Annotated in this window: 21 protein-coding genes and 1 rRNA gene; 16 read left to right on the top strand and 6 right to left on the bottom strand. The window is 68.9% G+C overall.

The window, feature by feature from the left end:
* The first annotated feature begins 2 nt into the window (after window positions 1–2).
* Genes VNO22_01255 through VNO22_01220 form a run of 8 tightly spaced genes read left to right on the top strand, consistent with a single transcriptional unit; the run spans window position 3 to window position 9,793 of the window.
* Entirely contained in the window at window positions 3–941 is a 939-nt protein-coding gene (locus VNO22_01255; GenBank protein HXG59974.1) for a peptidylprolyl isomerase, read from the top strand.
* Window positions 942–952: 11 nt separating this feature from the next.
* A complete protein-coding gene (locus VNO22_01250) occupies window positions 953–1,729 on the top strand; it encodes an enoyl-CoA hydratase-related protein (protein HXG59973.1) in 777 nt (258 codons plus the stop codon).
* A 1-nt stretch (window position 1,730) separates the two neighbouring features.
* A complete protein-coding gene (locus VNO22_01245; GenBank protein ID HXG59972.1) occupies window positions 1,731–2,936 on the top strand; it encodes an acetyl-CoA C-acyltransferase in 1,206 nt (401 codons plus the stop codon).
* On the top strand, window positions 2,933–3,919 hold the full coding sequence (gene add / locus VNO22_01240) for an adenosine deaminase (protein ID HXG59971.1): 987 nt from the start codon (window positions 2,933–2,935) through the stop codon (window positions 3,917–3,919). Before VNO22_01245 ends, add begins: the two co-directional genes overlap by 4 nt.
* The gene (locus tag VNO22_01235) at window positions 3,916–5,886 is read left to right on the top strand and encodes a DUF2723 domain-containing protein (protein ID HXG59970.1); all 1,971 of its coding nucleotides are present in this window, start codon (window positions 3,916–3,918) and stop codon (window positions 5,884–5,886) included. The genes add and VNO22_01235 overlap by 4 nt, the downstream gene beginning before the upstream one ends.
* 57 nt (window positions 5,887–5,943) lie before the next feature.
* The gene (gene gltX / locus VNO22_01230; GenBank protein ID HXG59969.1) at window positions 5,944–7,269 is read left to right on the top strand and encodes a glutamate--tRNA ligase; all 1,326 of its coding nucleotides are present in this window, start codon (window positions 5,944–5,946) and stop codon (window positions 7,267–7,269) included.
* Window positions 7,266–8,165: a PfkB family carbohydrate kinase gene (locus tag VNO22_01225; protein HXG59968.1), complete on the top strand. Its 900-nt coding sequence runs from the start codon at window positions 7,266–7,268 to the stop codon at window positions 8,163–8,165. Before gltX ends, VNO22_01225 begins: the two co-directional genes overlap by 4 nt.
* A gap of 5 nt (window positions 8,166–8,170) precedes the next feature.
* Window positions 8,171–9,793, top strand: coding sequence for a hypothetical protein (locus tag VNO22_01220; protein ID HXG59967.1), 1,623 nt, complete (start codon window positions 8,171–8,173; stop codon window positions 9,791–9,793).
* A 20-nt stretch (window positions 9,794–9,813) separates the two neighbouring features.
* On the opposite strand, the gene rrf is transcribed toward VNO22_01220, so the two are convergent.
* Window positions 9,814–9,933, bottom strand: a 5S ribosomal RNA gene (rrf, locus tag VNO22_01215).
* A gap of 130 nt (window positions 9,934–10,063) precedes the next feature.
* Here rrf and hisG point away from each other — a divergent pair.
* From hisG to hisIE, 8 genes are read left to right on the top strand one after another with little or no spacing between them, the layout of a single operon-like run.
* Entirely contained in the window at window positions 10,064–10,924 is an 861-nt protein-coding gene (hisG, locus tag VNO22_01210) for an ATP phosphoribosyltransferase (protein HXG59966.1), read from the top strand.
* The gene (gene hisD, locus VNO22_01205) at window positions 10,921–12,198 is read left to right on the top strand and encodes a histidinol dehydrogenase (protein HXG59965.1); all 1,278 of its coding nucleotides are present in this window, start codon (window positions 10,921–10,923) and stop codon (window positions 12,196–12,198) included. The genes hisG and hisD overlap by 4 nt, the downstream gene beginning before the upstream one ends.
* A complete protein-coding gene (gene hisC, locus VNO22_01200) occupies window positions 12,188–13,252 on the top strand; it encodes a histidinol-phosphate transaminase (protein ID HXG59964.1) in 1,065 nt (354 codons plus the stop codon). The genes hisD and hisC overlap by 11 nt, the downstream gene beginning before the upstream one ends.
* Window positions 13,240–13,842, top strand: a complete 603-nt coding sequence (gene hisH / locus VNO22_01195; protein ID HXG59963.1) for an imidazole glycerol phosphate synthase subunit HisH — start codon at window positions 13,240–13,242, stop codon at window positions 13,840–13,842. The genes hisC and hisH overlap by 13 nt, the downstream gene beginning before the upstream one ends.
* On the top strand, window positions 13,839–14,582 hold the full coding sequence (locus VNO22_01190) for a HisA/HisF-related TIM barrel protein (GenBank protein HXG59962.1): 744 nt from the start codon (window positions 13,839–13,841) through the stop codon (window positions 14,580–14,582). The genes hisH and VNO22_01190 overlap by 4 nt, the downstream gene beginning before the upstream one ends.
* On the top strand, window positions 14,579–15,124 hold the full coding sequence (locus tag VNO22_01185) for an imidazoleglycerol-phosphate dehydratase (protein ID HXG59961.1): 546 nt from the start codon (window positions 14,579–14,581) through the stop codon (window positions 15,122–15,124). The genes VNO22_01190 and VNO22_01185 overlap by 4 nt, the downstream gene beginning before the upstream one ends.
* Window positions 15,124–15,876 carry an imidazole glycerol phosphate synthase subunit HisF gene (hisF, locus tag VNO22_01180; protein ID HXG59960.1) on the top strand — a complete coding sequence of 251 codons (753 nt, stop codon included), beginning with the start codon at window positions 15,124–15,126 and terminating at the stop codon, window positions 15,874–15,876. The genes VNO22_01185 and hisF overlap by 1 nt, the downstream gene beginning before the upstream one ends.
* Window positions 15,873–16,448 carry a bifunctional phosphoribosyl-AMP cyclohydrolase/phosphoribosyl-ATP diphosphatase HisIE gene (gene hisIE, locus VNO22_01175; GenBank protein ID HXG59959.1) on the top strand — a complete coding sequence of 192 codons (576 nt, stop codon included), beginning with the start codon at window positions 15,873–15,875 and terminating at the stop codon, window positions 16,446–16,448. Before hisF ends, hisIE begins: the two co-directional genes overlap by 4 nt.
* A gap of 7 nt (window positions 16,449–16,455) precedes the next feature.
* Here hisIE and VNO22_01170 read toward each other — a convergent pair whose 3' ends face one another.
* The 5 genes from VNO22_01170 to VNO22_01150 form a co-directional block, all read right to left on the bottom strand.
* A complete protein-coding gene (locus VNO22_01170) occupies window positions 16,456–16,926 on the bottom strand; it encodes a type II toxin-antitoxin system VapC family toxin (GenBank protein ID HXG59958.1) in 471 nt (156 codons plus the stop codon).
* The gene (locus VNO22_01165) at window positions 16,926–17,705 is read right to left on the bottom strand and encodes a hypothetical protein (protein ID HXG59957.1); all 780 of its coding nucleotides are present in this window, start codon (window positions 17,703–17,705) and stop codon (window positions 16,926–16,928) included. The genes VNO22_01170 and VNO22_01165 overlap by 1 nt, the downstream gene beginning before the upstream one ends.
* A gap of 57 nt (window positions 17,706–17,762) precedes the next feature.
* Complete coding sequence (locus tag VNO22_01160; GenBank protein ID HXG59956.1) at window positions 17,763–17,939, bottom strand: hypothetical protein; 177 nt, start codon at window positions 17,937–17,939, stop codon at window positions 17,763–17,765.
* Window positions 17,936–18,589, bottom strand: a complete 654-nt coding sequence (locus tag VNO22_01155; GenBank protein ID HXG59955.1) for an HNH endonuclease — start codon at window positions 18,587–18,589, stop codon at window positions 17,936–17,938. The genes VNO22_01160 and VNO22_01155 overlap by 4 nt, the downstream gene beginning before the upstream one ends.
* A gap of 74 nt (window positions 18,590–18,663) precedes the next feature.
* On the bottom strand, window positions 18,664–21,405 hold a 2,742-nt coding region (locus VNO22_01150; GenBank protein HXG59954.1), incomplete at its 5' end, for a HEAT repeat domain-containing protein.

Raw genomic sequence — 21,405 nt, 5'->3', positions numbered from 1 at the left:
CCATGCCCGCCATCCTCGCGTTCGCCCTGGCCGCGCTCGTTCAGGCCGAAGCCCCGAAGTCCGACGTCACGCTCTCCGCACGGGCCGACAAGACGGACTGCGTCCTCGGCGAAGACGTCCAGGTGGAAGTGACCCTGACGAACTCCGGCGACCGCGATCAGGACGTCGGCGAACTCACGTTCGACGAGCGCTCCGTAAGCTTCGACGTCACCTTCCAGGTCGGGCCCGACAAGACGCGGCAGTTCGTCTACGCGGTGACCCGGCCCGATCCCCACTTGGCCGAACGGCTGCCGCCCGCCCGCCTGACGCTGCAGCCCAAGAAGTCTCTCGTCGCCGCCTTCCGGGTGCCGACGCTTAAGACGGGAAATCTCACGATCGCCGCCGTCTACAAAGGCCTCGACAAAGAGCTGCGCTCCGCGCCCCTCACGGTCAAGGTCGCCCCCCAGGCCGGCGATGCCGCCCGACTGGCCGCCATCGTCGAAACCACGATGGGCGCCTTTCAGATCGACCTTCTTCCCGAGGAGGCCCCCCTCAACGTTTCCAACTTCGTCTCGCTCGCCCGCCGCGGCTTCTACAACAACCTCATGTTCCACCGCGTGATCAAGGACTCCTGGGTGCAGACCGGCTGTCCCTACGAAAACGGCTTCGGCGGTCCCGGATACGCCGTCCGTTCGGAAGCGGAAGGACAGACCGTCGAGCACGGAGCCGGGACGGTCTCGATGTCCGGTCACCTGAAGACCGGCTTCCACGGATCGCAGTTCTTCGTTTGCCTGTCCCGCTTCCCCGCCTTCGACAAAAAGTACACCGTGATCGGAAAGGTGCCCGAAGCGGGCCTCGAGACGCTCCGCAAAATCGCCGCCGTGGAAGTGGACCGCACCACGGACCGCCCCCTCAAGGACGACGTCCGGGTCAAGGAAATCAAGATCGTGGCCGTGAAGTAAGCGGAGTTTCGATGAGCGTCGTGCGGATCGAGGAACGGGACGGCATCGCCACGATCACCGTCCATCGGCCCGAGAAACTCAACGCGCTCACCGAGGAGGTCCTGGACGCCCTCCGGGCGGCCTTCGAGCGCTGCCGCGACGAAGCTTCCGTCCGCGCCGCGATCCTGACCGGAGCGGGGGACCGCGCCTTCATCGCCGGAGCGGATCTCGGCGAGCTGGGCCGGCTCGATCCCGCCGGAGCCCGCCGCAACGCCCTCAAGGGCCAGGCGCTCACGCTCCTGATCGAAAACCTCGGGAAACCCGTCGTCGCCGCGATCAACGGCTTCGCCCTCGGAGGCGGCTGCGAGATCGCGCTCGCCTGCACCTTCCGCGTGGCCGCCGAGGGGGCCCGCCTCGGCCAGCCGGAAGTGAAGCTCGGAATCATCTGCGGTTACGGGGGATCGCAGCGGCTCCCGCGCCTCGTCGGGCGCGGGCCCGCGCTGGAGATGCTCCTGACGGGCGAACCCGTGGAAGCCGCCCAGGCGCTTCGGATGGGTCTCGTTCACCGCGTGGTCCCGCGGGAACAGCTCCTCGAGGAGTCCCGCGCGCTGCTCGCGAAAGTTCTGGCCGCCGGACCCCTGGCCGTGCGCGCGACGCTCGAGGCCGTCCGGCGCGGCATGGAGCTGCCCCTCGAGGAGGCCCTCCGGGTGGAGGCCGATCTCTTCGCCCGCTGCTTCGAGACGCGGGACATGAGGGAAGGGGTCTCCGCGTTCCTGGAGAAGAGGCCTCCGAAGTTCACCGGGAGCTGACATGGCCGAGGACCCCGTCGTCATCGTGGAGGGGGCGCGGACCCCCTGGGCGGAATATGCGGGCACCCCCGGGTTCGGCGCTTTTCGGGACGTCACGGCGGTGGACCTGGCCGCCCATGCCGCCCGCGCCGCGATCGAGAAAAGCCGCGTCCCCGCGTCCGCTTTCGACCATTGCGTGATCGGCAACGCGCTGCAGACGGGGCCGGACGCGATCTACGGCGCGCGCCACGTGGCGCTCAAGGCCGGCCTCAGGATCGAAGCGGGCGCGGTGACGGTCAACCGCCTGTGCGGATCCGGAATCGAAGCGGTCGCGCAGGCCGCCCGGCTGCTCCGCGCGGGAGACGCCTCCTGGGTCCTGGCCGGCGGCATGGAAAACATGAGCCAGGCGCCTCACCTCGTGCGCGGCCTGCGCGGGGAGCCCGTCCGCTTCGGCCGGGACCTGGCGCTTGTCGATTCGCTCTACGAAGCTCTGCGCGATCCCTTCTGCGGCCTCTTCATGGCGCAGACGTCCGACGCGCTGGCGCGCCAATACGGCATCTCGCGCGCCGCGCAGGACGAATATGCGCTGCGCAGCCACCGCGAAGGCGTCCGCGCCTCCCGCGAAGGACTCTTCAGGGCCGAAATCGCCCCCGTTCCGGTGACGCGCAAGGGAACGGCCGCTCTCGTCGAGGCGGACGACCACCTCAAACCCGACACGTCGCTCGAAAAGCTCGCGGCCCTTCCGCCCGCCTTCGGCAAGGACGGCACCGTAACCGCCGGAAACGCCAGCGGCATTGTGGACGGCGCGTGCTGTCTGGTCGTAACCACGGAGTCGCGCGCCCGGGAAGCGGGCGTCCGGCCGATCGGCCGGGTCGTGTCGTACGCCGTCTCGGGCGTGCCCCCCGAGATTATGGGGATCGGCCCGGCGCCGTCGATCCGGGAGGCGCTGCGCCGCGCCGGACGGCGTCTCGACGAGGTGGACCTTTTCGAGATCAACGAGGCCTTCGCGGGCCAGTACCTGGCGGTCGAAAAGGAACTCGGGCTGGACCGTTCCCGCGTGAACGTCAACGGCGGCTCGATCGCCCTGGGGCATCCCCTGGGGGCCACCGGCGCGCGGCTGCTCCTGACCCTTCTTTACGAGCTCCGGCGCCGCGGCCGCCGCCTGGGCGTCGCCTCGGCCTGCATCGGAGGAGGGCAGGGGATCGCCATGCTCGTCGAGGCGCCGTGAGCCCCGATTTCGTCGCGCTTCCCAAGGCGGAACTTCACCGGCACCTCGAGGGAAGCGTCCGGCCGGAAACCCTGGTGGAACTGGCCCGGGACGTCGGCCTCGACCTCCCGCGACGGGAACTCCTGCGGCGAACCTCGATGCGGGGGGAACGGCCGGGCTTCGCGCGCTTCCTCTCGAAGTTCGCGCTCTTTCGGGGCCTTTACCCGTCCCGCGAGTGGATCGAGCGGGTGGCCTTCGAGGCCGCCGAGGACGCCCGGCGCGACGGCGTGGTCTATCTCGAGCTCCGGTTCAGTCCGGCCCACTTCGCGCGGCGCCTCCGGGTGTCCGGCGAAGACGTGGCCGCCTGGATCGCGGCGGCGGCGCGCCGCAGCGGGCTCGAGATCCGGTTCATCGCCACGTTCGGGCGGGACTTCACGCTGCGCGAGAACGAGCCGACCGTGCGGGCGGTTCGGGGAACGGATCTCTTTTCCGGGTTGGACCTGGCCGGGGACGAGGCGCGTCCGGCGGAGCCGTTCCGCGAGCTTTTCCGGAAGCTCGATCTGCCGGTCACTCTTCACGCGGGCGAAGCGGGGGGCGCCGCCCACGTCCGGGAGGCGATCGAGCGCTTCGGCGCACGCCGCATCGGCCACGGGGTGCGCGTCCTGGAGGACCCTCGAACGCTGGCCCTGGCCCGCGCGCGCGGCGTCCACTTCGAGCTTTGCCTGACGAGCGAAATCCAGACGGGCGCGGCGCCCTCCTGGAAGCGCCACCCGGGCCTGCGGATGGTCCGGGAAGGGCTCTCGGTGAGCCTCAACACGGATGATCCCTCGATCTGCGGCGTCCGCCTGAGCGGCGAATACGGCCGGGCGCTCCGCTCGGGCTGGACCGAAGAGGAGCTGTCGCGGGCCGCGGCGGCCGCGGCGGAGGCCGCGTTTCTTCCCGGGTCCGCCCGCGCGCGCCTGGCGCGGCGCCTGCGTTCCGCGTGGGAAGGGGTGCGCGTATGACGGGCGCCGCGCGCCTGCGGGCGCTCGCGGCCCCCGGGATTCCCTTTCTCGTATCGCTCGGACTTTCCCTTTCGACGGTCGGGACGCATGTGTTCTGGCAGGACTCGGGCTTCTTCCTGTGCGCGGCCAGGGAGCTGGGCGTCCTCTACCCGCCGGGGTTCGCGCTCTATGTGATTCTGGCGCGCGCGTGGGCGTGGCTCTTCTTCTTCCTGGACTTCACGCTGGCCGTTCACCTGTTCTCCTCGTTCTGCGCCGCGCTCGCGGCGGCTTTCCTGGGGCTGGCCGCGCGGGACGCGCTCCGGTCGCGGAGTACCGTCCTCGGGGCGGCGGGCGAGGGCGACCCGGGCCCGGCCGATGCGATCGGCGCGGCGGTCGGAACGCTGGCGGCCGCCGGATTCACGTTCTGGTTCTCCGGCGTCTACGCGAAGGTCTACGCGCTCCTCTTCGCCGCCACGGCGTTCCTCCTCTGGAGAATCGTTCTCGCCGAGGCGCGGCGGAAGCCGCGGGACCTCACGGCGGCGGCCGTCGCGATCGGCCTGGCCTGGCAGGCTCATCCTTCGATCACGCTGGCCGGTCCGGCGCTGGCGGCGTTCGCGGCGCGGCATGCGCGCGCCCTGGGATGGAAAGGCTTTCTGGGCCGCGTGGGATTGGCCGCGGGGACGGCCTTGGGTCCGTCGCTTCTGCTTGCGGTCCTCGCGCGGGGACCGGCGCGCCTCATGTTCGGAGAGCCTCGAAATCTCGCAGAGGTCCTCGGATACCTGACCGCAAGGCGCTTCACGGGAAAAAGCGAGTTCCTGTCCTACGACCCGTCGCGCTGGGCGGCGCTTTCGCAGTATTTTTGGGAAGAGTTTCTGGGGGTTTCGCTCGTCCTCCTGACCGTCGGGGCGGTGTGGCTGGCGCGGACCCGCCCGCGCTTTCTGGCGGGCATCGCCCTCTGGACGGTGCCCTTCGTGATCGTCACGACGCTTTTCGTTCGGGAAGGGCAGCAGGATTTCTGGTATGTGGCGGCCTGGATGCCGCTCTGGCTGGCGGTGGCCGTGGGGCTGCGCGAGGCGGCCGCGCGCCTCGGCCGCGGGGCGGTCGCCGCGGCCGCCGTGGCCGGGCTGGCCTGGTCCCTGGCGGCCAATTATCGGGACGTCAATCAGCGCGGGTACGACCTGGCCGAGATTTTCGGAAGGATCCATCTCGAGCGCCTGGCTCCGGAGGCCATTCTTATCCTGGGATCCGATGACAGTTCCTCGACCACGCATTATCTTCAGGTCGTCCGGGGGGCGCGGCCGGACGTCACGCTCGCCCGGATGGCCCATCTGGGAAACGCCGCGTGCAGCGGGCCCGGCTGGTACGATGCGCGGCTGCGCGCCTCGGATCGCCGGCTGCGGGAGCCGGACTATGCGGGTTTCCGACGCCGGTTTCCGAAGGCCCCGCGGAACCTCGTGGCGGCGGCGGCGTTCGCCCGGGCGCAGGCGGAGTCCGGTCGGCCGATTTATTTCGAAGTTCCCCCGCCGGCCGAGATGCTCGAGAGCGGCTGGCGCCTGGTTCCGGCCGGGCCTCTCTATCGGCTCGTCCGGGGGGAGGAGGCGGACATCGATCCCCGCCTCTGGGAGTTTCCTCTCTCGCCGGAAGAGGTTCGGGCCCGGTATCGCCGCGCCCGGGGACAGCAGGTGCACGAGACCCCGGAGGGCCCCCGCACGAAGCCGGAGCCGTACGAGCGCCGTCTCTTCGTTCTCCTGCTTCGGGCGCGGATGATGCTGGCGGACTGGAAATTCTCCCGGGGGGAATATGGACCCGCGGCGGAGCTCTACGAATCGATTCTCGCGCTCGACGCGGAGACGCACGACCTTCCGGAGATCCTCCATCCGCTGGCGCTGGCCTACCGGGCGCTGGGCCGTCCCGAACGGGCGCGTCCGCTGCTGGAGCGCCTGCGGGCGCTGGGCGTGGATCCGGGAGGCTTAAAATCGCCGCGGTAGGGGGAAGTCCGCAAACCCTTTCCCGGCGCGCAAAGGTGAAGTAGAATCCCAGGCCTTATGACCGTGCGCACCCGCTTCGCTCCGAGTCCCACGGGGGACCTCCATATCGGAGGCCTCCGGACGGCGCTCTACAACTTCCTCCACGCCCGGCACGAGAAGGGCGTCTTCGTTCTGCGGATCGAGGATACCGACCAGCAGCGCAACCGGGAGGAGTCGCTGCAGACGATCCGCGACGGGCTCTCCTGGTGCGGCCTGGCGTGGGACGAAGGGCCGTATTATCAGAGCCTGCGTCTCGACCGGTACCGGGAGTGCGCGGCGCAGCTCGAGAAATCGGGCCGGGCGTACTGGAAGGAGGATCCCGACAAGGGCCGGGCGCTCTACTTCCGCATCGACCGCGAGCGGATCGCCTGGAACGATCTCATCCACGGCACGCTGGCCTTCGACACGTCCGCGGATCCGGATCTCGTGATCGTCCGGTCGAACGGATTCCCCACGTACAACTTCGCGGTCGTGGTGGACGACCACGACATGAAGATCACCCGGGTCCTCCGGGGAGACGAGCACGTTCCGAACACGCCCAAGCAGATTTCCCTGTACCGGGCCTTCGGGTGGACGCCTCCCGAGTTCGGGCACATGCCGCTCATCCTGGACCCGCAGGGCGGAAAACTGTCCAAGCGCGAGATCGACAAATATCGCGCGATCGGGCTTCCCGTCACGGTGGAGGAATGCCGGCGGCTCGGCTATCTTCCCGAGGCGATCCTCAATTTCCTCGCGCTTCTCGGCTGGTCGCCGGGGAACGACCTCGAGCTCATGACGCTCGACGAGATGATCCGTCTTTTCACCCTCGACCGGGTCAATAAGACCCCGGCCCGTTTTCTGGTGGACAAGCTCCAGTGGATGAACGGGCACTACATCCGGAAGTCCCCGCTCGACCGGCTGGTGGAGCTGTGCCGGCCGTACCTGGCGGCGGCGTACGATCTGTCCGGCGTTCCGGCGGACACGCTCCGCGAGGCGGTCCGACAGCAGCAGGAACGCCTCAAGCGGCTGGACGAGATCGTGCCGCTCACGCGCTTCGTCTTCAGTGAGCGGATCGACTACGACCCCAAGGCCGTCGGCAAATGGCTTCGAACCGACGGCGCCAAGGCCCTTTTGGAGGAGCTGCGCGCCCGGCTTTCCGCGATGGACGCGTTCGGCAAGGAGGCCGTCGAGGGACTGCTCCGGTCGATGGCGGAAGCGCGCGGGGTCAAGCTGGGGCAGGTGGCCCAGCCGCTGCGGGTGGCCCTGACCGGCGGCGAAGCGAGCCCGCCCATGCACGAGACCCTGAGCGTCCTGGGACGGCGGCGCGTCCTGGAGCGGATCGACGCGGCGCTCAGGATGCTATGACGAGCGTTCTCGTCGTGGGGAGCGTGGCGCTCGACACCATCGAGACGCCGCACGGCCGGGCCGCCGAGGTGCTGGGCGGATCGGCCACGCATTTCGCGCTTTCGGCCTCGTGCTTCGCGCCGGTGCGTCTGGTGGGCATCGTGGGCCGGGATTTTCCGCGGGAGCATCTGGAAACCCTTCAGGTCCGGAAGATCGACCTGGCCGGCCTCGAGATCGCCGAAGGGCGCACGTTCCGCTGGCACGGCCGCTTCGAAGGGGACATGAGCCGCGCGCAGACGCTCTCCGTTCAGCTCAACGTCTTCGAGTCCTTCCGCCCCCGTATCCCCGCCGCCTTCGCGGATACGCCCTACGTCCTTCTCGGGAATTCCAGCCCGAGGACGCAGGCCGCGGTCCTCGACCAGCTGCGCTCCCCGCGGTTCGTGCTGCTCGACACGATGGACTTCTATATCGCCTCGGAACGCCGCGCGCTTCTGGATCTCCTGCCGCGGGTGAGCGCGATCTGCGTGAACTTCGACGAAGCCAAGCAGCTCGCCGAGGCGCACAACGGGGCCTCCGCGGTGGCCCGCCTCCTGGACCTCGGGGTGCGCGCCGTGATCCTCAAGCGCGGCGAACACGGAGCGACGCTGGCAACGCGCGATTTCCACTTTACGATCCCCGCGTACCCCACGAAGCGCGTCGTGGATCCGACGGGGGCGGGGGACTCCTTCGCCGGGGGGCTCCTCGGGTACCTGGCGGCGGCCGGCGACGAAGCCCGGTCGCTCCGGCGGGCGCTCGTGTATGCTTCGGTCATGGGCTCGTTCGCCGTCGAGGAATTCGGGACGCTGCGAATCCAGCGCGTGACGCGGGAGGAGATCGAGTCCCGGGCCCGCGCGCTTCTGGAAATGATCGCGGTCTGACGCCCATGTCCGACAAGAAGGAGTGGATGCTGGGGCTGCCCGGACACAACGAGGTGCTCCGCCTCGAAGACGTGCTTCTCCTCGTGCGGGGCGGCCAGCTCCGTCCCACGGACCTCGTCAAGAAGCTCGGGCAGCCCTGGAGGGCGGCCAACGAGATTCCGGAGCTGATGCCGTACTTCCGGGACGAGCCGGCGCGGCGGCCTTCGGAAACGGCGGCCCCGGCGGCCGGCCGCGGGGATCCCGCGCGCTCCACCACGGGAAGCGTTCCGAAGGCGGATCGCCCGCATCCGGCGTCGCGGACGTCCGCAAACGCCGCGGCCCCTGCGCCCGCCAAGGCGGCGCGGCCCACCACCGCCCGCGCGACGGTTCGGGCGGAACGCAAGGCCTCCACGACGGCGGTGCCGAAGCCCCCTGAAGCGCCGGCGCGCGCGTCCGAGCCCGCGGGAAGCAAGCCGCCGCCTCCGCCGGTCCCCGGTCCCGAAAGCACGGACCTTCCGGTCGCGGAAAAGCCCGCGCCGGCCCGCGAGCCCTCGCGGCCCGTGCCCAAAGCTCCGGCGCGCCCGCGGCCCGTTCTGGAGCCCATGGTGGGGAAATATTTCTCCCCCGTGGACCTTCTGCGCTCGGCATCGTTCGCCTTCGAGCCGCGGAAGCTCGCGCTTTCGGCGGCTTTCGCGGTGCCCGTGGCGACCGCGTTGAGCGGCGTTCTCTTCTTCGGCCGGGACGCGCGTCCGGGCGCCGCCCAGGCCCTGGCGGTCGGGGCGGCGGGGGTGGTGATCTTCGGCGTGGCGCTCGCGCTGACCGCGCTGGCCTACGTCACGCGGCGGCAGATCGAGGGAAGGGAATACGCCGCCGGCGAGGTCTTCGGATACACCCGGGGCCAGCTCCGGACGGCGTTCCTGTATCCGGTCCTGGTTCTCCTGCCTTCGGGCCTGGCGCTGGGCGTCCTCTGGCTTCTTCGCTTCGTGAGGAATTCGTCGGGCGCCGCCGCGGCGGTGCTCAAGGCGGTCTACCTGGTCCCCATGTTTTTCGCCTTCGTCGCCGTGCTCGGGGCGTTCGTGTACCAGATCGCCTCCATGTACGTGCCCGCGGCGGCGGCCGTGGAGGGAAGGGGACTGGCGGGGTCGGTCCAGGCGGCCTGGACTCATATGCGCCGCCAGTGGGGCCGCGTGGTTCTGCACTGGCTGATCGTCACGGTCGCCTTCGGGGTGATCGCGACGGTCTGCCTCGGTCTGGCGCGTCTGGCCCTGGAGCTTCCGGAAATCGTGTTCGGAGACCCCGATCAGGAGGGCGGCGCCGCCGTCGCGGAGGCGTGGGCGGGATTCGGAGTTCTCTTCGCGCTCTATCGGGGCGTGACGTTCGGATTCGGCTTGACGCTCCCTCTGTCGCTTTTCGCCACCCTCGGAACGCTCTCGTATCTTTCGCTGCGCCATCCGGCGTCGGCGCCGCTGGGGCCCTCGGCCTTCGACGAAACGAGCGGCGTGGCCATCCAGGCCGCTCCCGGTCTTACGCCGGCGCCGCCGGAAGCGACTCAGCCCGCGGAGACGCGTCCGGCCCCCACGGAGGCCACGCGTCCCGGTCCTCCCGAAATCTCGGACGACCGGGACGAAGCTCCCCTCGCGCGGCCATAGGCGGATTTAAAATAAAAAAAGCCTGGCAACGACCTACTTTCCCGCCGATGTTATTCCCGGCAGTATCATCGGCCCCAGGGGCTTAACGACCGTGGTCGGAATGGGAACGGGTGTTGCCCCCTGGGAATCGGGTCACCAGGCGGGAGTATATATAGGTTTTCCCTTCCTCCCTGTCAAGCGCTTTGATATATTTTCCGCGCCTCGCACGGGGAAGAAACGGACGACGAGGCCTTCCCCGTCCTCCGGGCCGCGGGGGCAGGAACGACACCCATGCCGCTGAAAATCGCCGTCCCGAACAAGGGCCGCCTCATGGAGGAGACCATCGAGCTTCTCCGGGCCGTGGGGCTGCGGGTCCCCCGACAGGCGGACCGCACCCTCATCGCCACCGTCAACGGCGGCCGCTACCAGGTCCTCTTCGCGCGCGCCCAGGATATCCCGGAGTTCGTCGAAGTGGGCGCCGCGGATGTGGGAATCACGGGGCTCGATCTCGTGGAGGAAACGGGCTGTCGCGTGGAACGGCTCCTCGACCTCAAGTACGGGAATTGCCGGCTCGTCGTCGCCGCGCCCGATACGTCGGCCCTCTCGTCCGTGGAGGCGATTCCGCCGGGGGCGCGGGTCGCGACGGCGTTTCCGAACCTCACGCGGCGCTACTTCGAACGGCTCCGCAAGACGGTGGCGATCGTCCCCGTCTCGGGGGCCACGGAAATCGCGCCCTCGATCGGCGTGGCCGATCTCATCACGGACCTCACCCAGACGGGCTCCACCCTCAAACAGAATCACCTGAAGCTTCTGGACGTGATCCTGGAGTCGTGGGCGGTCTTCATCGCCGGTCCTTCCGTCCAGGGTACCGTCCGCCAGGAGGCGGAGGACCTGGCGCACGCCTTCGACAGCGTGGAGAACGCCCTCCGGAAACGTTACCTCATGGCCAACGTCGAGCGCGCGCGGCTCGAGGAGGTCGTGCGCCTCATCCCGGGCCTTAAGGCGCCCACCGTGCTCGACACCGCCGACCGCTCGACCGTGGCGGTCCACGCGGTGGTGGACGAGGACGCGATCACCTCCCTCGTTCCGCGCCTGAAGAAGGCCGGGGCCAGCGGGATCCTCGTCCTCCCCATCGAGAGGATGGTGCCGTGATTCCCGTTTCTCCCCTGACGCCGGAGATCCGCCGGCGGTATCTCTCCCGCCGCGGCGCGATCGAAGGCGCCGTCCGGGAAAGCGTCGAGGCCATCCGCGAACGGGTCCGCCGGGAGGGGGACGCGGCGCTCCGGGCGCTGACGCGGAAGTTCGACGGTCCCGATCTCGAGCGGCTCGAAGTGGGACCCGACGAATGGGCCCGCGCGGAGCGGGCGCTGCCGCAGAACGTCCAGGCCGCCGTCCGGTCGATGTACGACAGCGTCGTGCGCTATCACAAGCAGGACCTGGCCCGGCCGTTCGAGTTCCAGCCCCTCAAGGGCGTCCTGCTCGGCAAGCTCGTGGTTCCCTTCGAGCGCGCGGGGCTGTACGTGCCGGGCGGGCTGGCGGTCTACCCCTCGAGCGTCGTCATGGCCGCCGCGCCGGCGCAGGTCGCGGGCGTCCGCGAGATCGTGCTCTCCACCCCGCCCACGCGCGAGGGAACCCTGCCGGACGCGGTCCTGTTTGCGGCGCGCGTCTCGGGCGTCTCCCGCGTTTTCAAGGTCGGCGGCGCCCAGGCGATCTTCGCGATGGCGTACGGGACGGAAACGGTGCCGCGCTGCGAAGTCCTGGCGGGCCCCGGGAACGCCTACGTCACCGCCGCCAAGAAGCTCGTCCAGGAGGAGACGGCCATCGATTTCCTGGCGGGACCGACGGAGCTTCTGGTTCTCTCCGACGGAACGACGTCGCCGCGCTTCATCGCGGCGGAACTGGCGGGTCAGGCGGAGCACTCCCCGGACGCCTGCTGCGTGCTCGTGACGACGTCCCGCGAGCAGGCCGAGGCCGTGGCGCGGGAGCTTGAGGAGCAGGTCCGCGTCCTGGAACGCGCCGAGATCATCCGCCGGGCGATGACGTCCCAGGGAGCGCTTCTGGTGGCCGCGTCGTTCGACGAGGCGGTGGCCTTCGCCAACGCGTTCGGGGCGGAGCACCTGACGATCTCCACGCGCCGGCCGGTCGAGGCCCTCAAGCGCATCCGCAGCGCGGGATCGGTCTTTCTGGGCGAGTACTCCCCCGTGGCGGTCGGAGACTACGGAGTGGGTCCGAACGCGATCCTCCCCACGTACGGCGAAGCCTGCCGCCGCGGGGGCCTGAGCGCCAACAGCTTCCTCAAGACGATCTCGTACCAGATGCTCTCGCGCGAGGGCCTCGAACAGGTGGCCCCGACGGCGACGACCCTGGCGCGGGTCGAGGGCCTGACGGCCCATCTCCGGTCCATCGAGGTGCGCCTTGGACCTTGAGCACCTCCTGCGCCGGTCCGTGGCGGGGACCCAGCCGCCGACGTACCCGGGGCCCGAGCCGGGGGTATTGCGCCTGGACGCCAATACGAACCTGATCGGGCGCAACCCCGCGATCGACCGCGGCGTGCGCCGGGCGGCGACGATCGACTTCAACCAGTATCCGACGTGCCTCTCGGACGAGCTTCGGGCGGCTCTGGCGCGCGAGCACGGCCTGTCGCCCGACGAGGTTCTCGTGGGGGACGGGTCGGACGAGGTCCTGGACGTCCTGTGCAAGACGTTCGTCAACCCGGGGGACGTCGTGGCGTGCGCGTCGCCGAGCTTCGTGATGTATTCGTTCTTCGGGAAGCTCCACCTGGCGCGGGTGGTCGAGGTTCCTCTCCGGCGGCCCGGCTGGACGCTCGACGTGGACGCCCTGCTTCAGGTCCGCGCGAAAATCGTCTTCGTGGCCTCGCCGAACAACCCGACCGGGAACGCCGTGCCGGCCGACGACCTGGAGCGGTTGATCGAGGGGTCCCCGGGGATCGTTCTTCTGGACGAGGCGTACGCGGACTTCTGCGGGCAGGACTTCGCCCGTCGGGTGCGGGAGTTCGAGAACGTCGTGGTGTCCCGCACGTTTTCGAAGAGCCACGGGCTGGCGGCGCTTCGCGTGGGCTACGGGCTGGCGAACCGCCGGCTCATGGAGAAACTCTACTGCGCCAAGACCCCGCTGACGCTTTCGGCGCTGAGCGAGGCGATCGCGCTGGAGGCTCTGGCCGACAAGAGCTTCATGAGGGAGACCGTGGAAACGGTGCGCCGGGAGCGCGTGCGCCTGGCCGAACGGCTGCGGGATCTGGGATTCCGCCCGGAGCCCACGGACGCGAACTTCATGATCGTGGATCTCGGGACCCCCTCGGCCTCCGCCCGCGCGTTCCTGCGGGCGCGGGGGATCGTCACGCGCGACATGGGCGACTTCAAGGGACTGGAGAATCATCTGCGGGTGACCGTAGGCCGGCCGGAGCATACGGACCGGCTGGTGGCGGCCCTGGCGGAATGGAAGGTCTCATGCTCCCGGTGACGCTTCTGGACTACGGCGTGGGGAACATCCACAGCCTGAAGAAGGCCTTCGAGCGGGCCGGCGCCTCGGTCTCGGTGGAGACCGATCCCGATCGCATTCTCAAGGCCCGCGTTCTTCTCCTGCCCGGGGTGGGCGCCTTCGGCAAAGTGGCCGCCCAGGTCGCGCCGTTCCGGGCGGAGCTTCGCGCGCGGCTCGAGGAAGGCCTGCCGGCCTTCGCCGTCTGCATCGGCATGCAGATCCTGTACGAGTCGAGCGAGGAGGGCGAAGGGGAAGGGCTCGGATTCTTTCCCGGGCGGGTGCGGCGCCTGCGTCATGCGCGACTGCCGCACATCGGATGGAACACGGTCGATCATCGCGGAACGGGTCCCTTCGAGGGAACGCCGGCCGGCGCGGCCTTCTATTTCGTCCACTCGTACGCCCCGTCGGAGTGTTCGGAACCGTGCGTGGCCACGGCCGACTACGGCGGCCGGTTCGCCGCGGCGGCGGCGCGGGCGAACGTCTGGGCGGTACAATTCCATCCGGAGAAGTCGAGCCGGGCGGGCCTGGAACTCATCGATCGCTTCGTGCGTTTCGCCGGAGAACGCGCATGATCATCTTCCCCGCGATGGACCTCATGAACGGGAACGTCGTCAAGCTCGAGGCCGCCCAGCACCGGCGGGAGGAGAAGGTCTACGGGACGCCCGCGATCGTGGCGGACCGATGGCTTTCCGCCGGGGCGGAGTGGCTCCACGTGGTGGACTTGAATGCGGCGCTCGGGGAGGGGATGCCGAATCATCTGGCGCTGCTGTCGATTCTCCCGAAGGTCGCCCGCCACAAAGCGCGGCTCCAGTGGGGCGGCGGCGTGCGGGACGCGGCGACGCTCCGGCTGCTTCTGGAGGCGGAGCTGGGGGACACGGGCGCCTCGATCGACCGGGTCGTCGTGGGAACCCGCGCGATCAAGGACTGGAACTGGCTGGTCGGCGCCGCGGAGGCGTATCCGGAGCGGATCGTCGTGGCGGTGGACGCGGTCGGCCGGGAGATCGTCGTCGGCGGCTGGCAGGAGAAGGCGGGCGTGGACGTGGTCGATTTTCTGCGGCAGGCGGGAGACCTCCCCATTGCCGCCTTCCTCTACACGAACGTGGCCGTCGAGGGGAAGGGTCAGGGGGTCCAGTGGGATCCCGTCAAAGCCGTCCTCGAGGCCTCCCCGAAGCCCGTGATTTTCTCCGGGGGTGTGACCACGCTCGAGGAGGTCGCCCGTTTCAAGAGCCTGGGCGCCTACGGGCTGGTCATCGGCTCGGCGCTCTACTCGAACCGGATCGATTTCGTCCAGGCGAAGGCCGTGGCCCGATGAGAACCCGACGCGTCGCCCGCAAGACCCGGGAAACCGATATCGCCGTCCGGATCGGTCTGGACGGCCCGTGCCGGTACCGCCTGGACGTGCCGGACCGCTGGCTGCGGCACATGCTGGAGTCCGTGGCCCGGTTCGGCAAGTTCGCCCTCGAGATCCGGGCGTCCGGGGACTTCGGCCACCACGTGATCGAAGACGTGGCGATCACGATGGGGAAGGCGCTGCGGGAGGCCCTGGCGGGCCGCCCGGTGGAACGGGTCGGCTGCGCCACGGTGCCGATGGACGACGCGCTCGTGACGGTGGCGGTGGATCTGGTGGACCGGCCCTTCTGCGAGGCGCCGCTTCCCGACGAGATGTTGGAGCACTTTCTGCGGAGCTTCGCGATGGAGGCGCGGCTGACGCTGCATGTCCTGGTCCATCGGGGGAGGAATTTCCACCACGTCAATGAGGCCGCCTTCAAGGCGCTGGGGATGGCGCTTCATCAGGCCACCCGGCCGGCGGCGGAGCTCCGTTCGACGAAAGGCAAGGTCCGCTGGAAGCGCTGATGCTGACCAAACGGATCATTCCGTGTCTGGACGTCCGAGGGGGGCGCGTCGTCAAGGGCGTCCGTTTTCAGAATCTCGCGGACGTGGGGGACCCCGCGGAGCTGGCGGAGCGGTACGAGCGCGAGGGAGCCGACGAGGTCGTCTTCCTGGACATCGGCGCCACGGTGGAGGCGCGGCGCACGATCCTGGAGACCGCGCGCCGGACGGCGGAGCGTCTCTTCATCCCGCTCACGATCGGCGGCGGCATCCGATCCTACGAGGACGTCAAGGAGACGCTGCGCGCCGGAGCGGACAAGGTTTCGATCAACACGGCCGCGGTTCAGGATCCGGATCTTATCCGGCGGGCGGCGCGCGATTTCGGCTCCCAGTGCGTGGTCGTGGCGATCGACACGCGTCGGGAGGCCGGGGGGCACCGGGTGTATACGCATGCCGGGTCGCGTCCGGCGGGGCTGGACACCGTGGCGTGGGCGCGCCGGGCGGCGGATTTGGGCGCGGGGGAGATTCTCCTGACCAGCATCGACGCGGACGGCACGACCGCGGGGTACGATGTCGAGGTCACGGCGGCCGTGGCGGAAGCGGTTCCGGTTCCGGTCATCGCCTCGGGAGGATGCGGTTCGGCGGAGCACATCTACGACGTCCTGACCCGGGGGAAGGCGGACGCGGCGCTGGCGGCGTCCATCTTTCACTACGGAACGACGACGGTTGCGGCGGTGAAGGATTTTCTTCGGCGGAAAGGACTTCTTCTTCGATGAAGCTCATTCCCGTCATCGCCCAGGACGTGCGGACGAACGACGTCCTCATGCTGGCCTATGCCGACGCGGAGGCGCTGCGCCGGACGCGGCGGACGGGCTACATGCACTACTGGAGCCGGTCGCGCCGGCGCCTCTGGAAGAAGGGCGAGGAGTCCGGGCACGTCCAGAAGGTGGTGAGCCTCCACTACGATTGCGACCGGGACACGATTCTGGCCCGCGTGATCCAGGAGGGGCCGGCCTGTCACCGGGGGACCCCCACGTGCTTCGCGCGCAAGCCCTGGCGGGCGCGGGGCATCCTGGACGAGCTCTGGCGCGTGTTCGAGGACCGCCGGAGGAAGCCCCGGAAAGACTCCTACACGAACGCGCTCCTGGCGGATCCCGCCAAGCTTCGGGCGAAGCTTCTGGAGGAGGCGTGCGAGCTTCTGATGGCCTCCCGCGGCCGGCGCAAGGACCGGATTGCGGAGGAGGCGGCGGATCTCCTGTACTTCTATCTCCTGCTGCTGTTCGCCTCGGGGGTGCCGTTCGAGCGGGTGGAGAGGGTGCTGGAGCGGAGGAGAGCGAGGAAACCTTGATCCGTGTTCAACGGAGGGGTTCCGCCCCTTCAGGATTCAGAAGCTCGAAACCCTCCTGTTGCGCGGCCCTGTTGAGCGTTTCATCGGAGCACACGAAGACCAGCGTCGAAAGCCCCAGCTGTTCTCGTATCTTGCGCACCTCACAGGCGGCCGCCAAGTGAACCGCATCGGCGCCGCGAATCGCATACCGGCGGGCCATGTCCATGGCGAGCGACAGAACGCCTTTCGTTACCTCGATGACGATGAGGTCATTTTGAAGATGGCGATGGAAAGCCTCGAGCGCGATGGTATAGGCGTTCTCGTCGAGATCCTTCTCCCGGCGACGACGCGTCAATGCGCTGACGATTTCGGGTCCGGCGAGCCGGCACAAAAAAAGATCATGATCCTCATCTTGAAAAAGGGAGCGAACTTGCTCCGTTCCGGCTTCCAAGACATAGCGCTTCACGCAGGCACTTGAATCCAGAAAGAAGGCGCCCATTATCGACGATCGCGCAGGAGGGTTCGAGAAACAGGCTCGCCGCGAACGGCAATGGGTTCAAAATCCTCCGAGAGTTTGCCGGTATCCTCGGCGCCGCTGAAAGGCAGAACCAGCCCCTGCTCGAGAAGAATCTGATAGAAATACTCATCCAACCGGGAGGGCCGGCGACACAGAGCTTCGATGTCCTTGGAAACCTGTCGTACGGCCCAACGCGCTCTTTCCATGAGAGCTCGGAGCGAAGACTTTTGAAGAGCGATTTCGCCCTCAACGGCCAAGACGAGTGCGGTGAGGCAGAAGTCGAGCGCCGTCGATCCTACCCAGAGACTATCCACGAGGCGGATGAAGGCCGGACTTGTGTCGGGCCAAGCGCTTATTCTCCGCCAGTCTGCCAGGAACCGCGACACGGTTTTAAAATAGGACCCGAACAAAGCGCGGACCCGGCGCGAATCGGCCCCGATGCGGGTCCAATCCTGAGACTGAAGGGACCCTACATAATCCTGGAGGCGCCTGCAGACCTCGTTCAGGCCTTGGGGTCCGAAAATCTTCAATAGCATCCGCAAGAGAAGGATTCGGTAGGGAGAGTACATCTCGATGGCCCGCTGCAGAGCTTGAGAACTGTCCCGTCCTCGGAACCGGGCAAAGGGGACAAAGCACTTCGCAATGGCTTCGCGCGTCAAGGCAAGGAGGGTTTCCCGTCCGCTCGGTTCAAGGCGGCCGTTCAAACCGGCGATCGTTCGTGGGGTAAGAACCAGGGGATACTCGACGTCCAACAGGCTCATCGCTGAAAGTCCATATTACGGATCGACCGCCGGCGGGTCCAGGACGGTTCTGAAGATTCAGTCGTCCTGAGACCGCCGCCAGAGATAGTAGCTGAGGGCGAACGGCGCCGCCGCCAGGGCCAGGGCGATCGCCAGGTCGACAATCTGGCCCACCGCTCCCAGGGTCTGACCCAGCGCCGTACAGCCTCCGAGACAGGCCGCCGGCCCCGCGGCCAGAAGGAGCCGCCGCTTCACGCGTCCAGCGCCAGCTCCCCGTCGCCCAGGAAATGCCTCCACAGACCGTATTCCTGAGAGCGTACCTTGTCGATGAGGACGGGGTTTTTCTTGGGAACCGTGGGGGCCTTGCGGAGCTTCATGGAGGCTTCCCACGGCATCCGACCTCCCTTCAGGGTATTGCACGGGTTGCAGGCGGCCACCACGTTCGTCCAGGTGGACTTCCCGCCCCGCGATTTGGGGACCACGTGATCGATCGAAAGCTGCGAGGCGGGGAACCGCTTGCCGCAGTACTGACAGCGGTGCTCGTCCCGCGCGAGGATATTGCGCCGGCTGAACTTCACCTCCCGCTTGGGAATCTTGTCGTAGCCGACCAGGCGGATGACCCGCGGGACCAGGATCGCGGCCCGCGGGGTCCGCACGAACCGGTCGAACGCCGCCGGGCTCTCTTCATGCACGCGGGAGTGCAGGATCCAGCCGGAGAAGTCGAAGGCGTCGAACTCGTCGGCGTGAGCGTCGATGACCTCGGCAAAATTCTTGTACACCAGGATGAACGCCCGCCGGGCGGACACCACGCGGATCGCGGCGTAGTTCCGGTTGAGCACCAGAACGCTCGAGGAGAGGGGATGGTCGGAGGCCGCTGGGGGGCCTGCACTGCCGTTGTCGTCCATAGGGGATCCACCGCGAATTATCCCCCTTCCGGCGGCCGTTTTCAAGCCCCCGCCGGAGCGCCGTTCCGGGGCGGCTATTCGGCGTCCCGCAGGTTGCCTTTTTCCGCCTCGAACCACTGCACCCACGCGCGCACGGCCGCCGCGCGGTTGGTTTTCTCGTCGGAGGCGCGGAACTTCCTGGCCGCGTCGGGGCTGCCTTCGGCGTCCGGGTTGATCCCGGTCACCTCTTTGAGCGCTTCATAGGCGGCGTTGCGGACATCCTGCGTCTCGCGGCCGCTCTCGTCGCCCATCGACTGGATCAGGCGCTCCACGACGCTGCGGAGCTTGGCCTTCTCGCCCATCGCTCCGATCGCCCGGCAAAGGGCCATCCGAACGCCCGGATCCGGATCCCGCAGGACGCGCGGCGGATTAAGGTCCACCAGGCGCTCGCTGAGAGCTTTGGCGTACGCCGGCTCCGCCATGTCGCCCAGGGCCAGCGCGGCGCCGATCCGGTCGTCGGTCTTGCGCCGTTCGTCGCGGAGCGCTTTCAGGCACTCCTCGGAAGCGACCTTGGGATCGGTCTGGTGGACCTTGCGGAGGGCGACCGTGGCGGCCTCCCGCACGGCCCGCATCTCGTCGCGGCGCGCCCGCAACAGGAAAGGCGTGGCGGAGGGATCGGCGATCGCGCCGAGAGCCTCCACGGCCAGCGCGCGGATGTTCTTGTCCCGCGCCTTCTTGCTCGGACCGCCGGGCGCGTCGGGCTCGTCGGCCACCATGGCGCCGAGCGCCTGGATCGTGTCCGGATTCTTAGGCTTCAGGGCGAAGAGCGCCCGCAGGGCGGCCGCCTGGACGTTCGGGTCGGCGTCGGAAACGGCCACCCGGGTCAGATCCGCGGCGGCGGACTCTTCCCCCACCTTCGAGAGCGCCCAGGCGGCGGCCTCGCGCACCTCGGGTTCGGTGGCGGAAAGCCCCTGAGCCTGAAGCGCCTGGCGGTCGGCGGCCTGGGCGAGCGTGCGCGGGAGAAATCCCAGGGCCAGCGCGGCGCCGGCCTTCTGGGCGCCGTCTTCGCCCTGGATGAGCTTGTCCCGCAGCTTGTCGTTGCCCTGGGGCGGCGAATGCTTTTCGACGATCCGCGCGCAGGACTGCGCCACGAAGGCGCGAACGGCGCCGCTCGGCTTGGCCGGGTCGCGCTCCGTCTTGCCGCCGAGGAAAGGGATCAGGCGGTCCAGCGCCTCCGCCCCGAGATCGACGGCGTCCTGGACGAAGACCTCCTTGCGGCGCTGGAAGTCTTCCACGACGCGTTTGGCGCGCTCCTCGGTCGCCTTGGGATCCAGCGCCGACCAGAGGCGCGACTCCACCTCCCGCAGATACGTCTCCGGATCGAACAGGCGCGCCGCGTTGACGTCTTTCCACTGCGCCTGGAAGGCCCAGAACCGCTCCACGAGAACCGGCACGCCGCCCGTCTGCTCCCACCATTCCTTCCACTTGGCCTGCGCCTTGCGGCGCTCCTGGAGGGGCTTGTCGGGCTCGTAGGTGCGGGGCAGGCCTTTGTCGTCCTTTTCGTACTCGAGGTCCCGGTCCGTGATCCGGCGAAGGGCGCGGAACGCGGCATGACGCACCCGGGCGTCGTTATCGTCGAGCGCCTCGATGAGGGCCGGCAGGGACTTGATCAGGCCGATGCGCTCGAGGGCCTCCGCGGCCGCCTGGCGGACGGCTTCGTCGTTGGGCCAGTCGGCCTCCGAGGGGTTCGGGTCGCGCGCCGGCTCGTACTGGACCGCACGGATCAGGGCGTCGGCCAGCCGGTGCTTGTCCGCCCCGACCGAGGTGTCGACCGCTCCGGCGGCCCGGACGCAGGCCTCGCGGACGTTGCGGTCCTTGCTCTCGATTCCCTTGAGGAGGGCGTCCACGAGCGATCCGGAGATGTTTCCGATCCAGGATGCCGCCTGGGCGGCTTCGCGCCGGGCCTGCGGGTCGGCGTTCTCGTCGGCGATAATCTTCTCGAGCGCCCCCTGGATGTCCGCCGTGGCGAGGCCGGCGGGAATGTGCCGGCGGATCTCCTCGGCGGCCTTGCGGAGCTTGGAGGCCTCCTCGCGGAGTTTGGCGTGGTGCGCGGAGGCGCGGCTGTCGGCCTGAAGAGGGATTTCGAGGTCCCGCTCGAGCTCTCCGGCGCGGCGTTCGAGATCCCGCGCGTTGTTCCACTTGCGGAAGATCTTCTGGAAGGCGGAGGAAGCGCCGGCGCGGGCGTTCGGATCCGGGTCGTTGAGCTTGGCGATGACCGCGGTCAGGCCCGCCTCGTCGACGACCTCGGCCAGGCACTCGCCCGCGAACGTCCGGATGACTTCATCCGGATGGCCCAGGCCCCAGAGAAGGCCCGGGACCGCCTCCGTGTCGAGCGCCTTGATCTTTTCCCACGCGGCCGCCTTCTTCTCGACCAGGAGCGGCGAGAGCGGGCTCCGGTCGGCGGACACCCGCCAGGGGTCCAGGGCCGCATGCAGCCGGCGCAGCCACACATCCACGCCCTTGTAGGAAGCGCGTTCACGCGCCAGGTCCGCCCAAGGCTTGACGTCCCCGAACGATGAAGCGACGTCTTCGTAGGCGGCCTTGGCTTCCGCGATGCCCTCGGGGTCCTGTTTCTCGTAGCAGCCGGCCAGGCGGACCAGGGCCTGCGCCCCGATTTCGCCGTTCTTCTCCTGCTTGGCCTTCTCCGCCGCCTTCTTGTACTTGGCGATGGCGACGGCGAGGTTGGGCTTGGGGCCCGTCTCGGCGCGATATCCCTCGTGGAAGACGGCGGTGGCGCTCTTGTGGCGGTCGGGATCGTTCTCCTGGGCCAGGGCCGG

This window comes from Planctomycetota bacterium (assembly GCA_035574235.1).
Lineage (GTDB): Bacteria > Planctomycetota > MHYJ01 > MHYJ01 > JACPRB01 > DATLZA01.
Note: the sequence above shows the minus strand (reverse complement) of the source record. Positions and strands in the feature narration are given on the sequence as shown.

Coding starts and splice junctions, on each gene's coding strand:
- VNO22_01255 (HXG59974.1), top strand. CDS start 3: ATGCCCGCCATCCTCGCGTTCGCCCTGGCCGCGCTCGTTCAGGCCGAA.
- VNO22_01250 (HXG59973.1), top strand. CDS start 953: ATGAGCGTCGTGCGGATCGAGGAACGGGACGGCATCGCCACGATCACC.
- VNO22_01245 (HXG59972.1), top strand. CDS start 1,731: ATGGCCGAGGACCCCGTCGTCATCGTGGAGGGGGCGCGGACCCCCTGG.
- VNO22_01235 (HXG59970.1), top strand. CDS start 3,916: ATGACGGGCGCCGCGCGCCTGCGGGCGCTCGCGGCCCCCGGGATTCCC.
- gltX (HXG59969.1), top strand. CDS start 5,944: ATGACCGTGCGCACCCGCTTCGCTCCGAGTCCCACGGGGGACCTCCAT.
- VNO22_01225 (HXG59968.1), top strand. CDS start 7,266: ATGACGAGCGTTCTCGTCGTGGGGAGCGTGGCGCTCGACACCATCGAG.
- VNO22_01220 (HXG59967.1), top strand. CDS start 8,171: ATGTCCGACAAGAAGGAGTGGATGCTGGGGCTGCCCGGACACAACGAG.
- hisG (HXG59966.1), top strand. CDS start 10,064: ATGCCGCTGAAAATCGCCGTCCCGAACAAGGGCCGCCTCATGGAGGAG.
- hisH (HXG59963.1), top strand. CDS start 13,240: ATGCTCCCGGTGACGCTTCTGGACTACGGCGTGGGGAACATCCACAGC.
- VNO22_01190 (HXG59962.1), top strand. CDS start 13,839: ATGATCATCTTCCCCGCGATGGACCTCATGAACGGGAACGTCGTCAAG.
- VNO22_01185 (HXG59961.1), top strand. CDS start 14,579: ATGAGAACCCGACGCGTCGCCCGCAAGACCCGGGAAACCGATATCGCC.
- hisF (HXG59960.1), top strand. CDS start 15,124: ATGCTGACCAAACGGATCATTCCGTGTCTGGACGTCCGAGGGGGGCGC.
- hisIE (HXG59959.1), top strand. CDS start 15,873: ATGAAGCTCATTCCCGTCATCGCCCAGGACGTGCGGACGAACGACGTC.
- VNO22_01170 (HXG59958.1), bottom strand. CDS start 16,926: ATGGGCGCCTTCTTTCTGGATTCAAGTGCCTGCGTGAAGCGCTATGTC.
- VNO22_01165 (HXG59957.1), bottom strand. CDS start 17,705: ATGAGCCTGTTGGACGTCGAGTATCCCCTGGTTCTTACCCCACGAACG.
- VNO22_01155 (HXG59955.1), bottom strand. CDS start 18,589: ATGGACGACAACGGCAGTGCAGGCCCCCCAGCGGCCTCCGACCATCCC.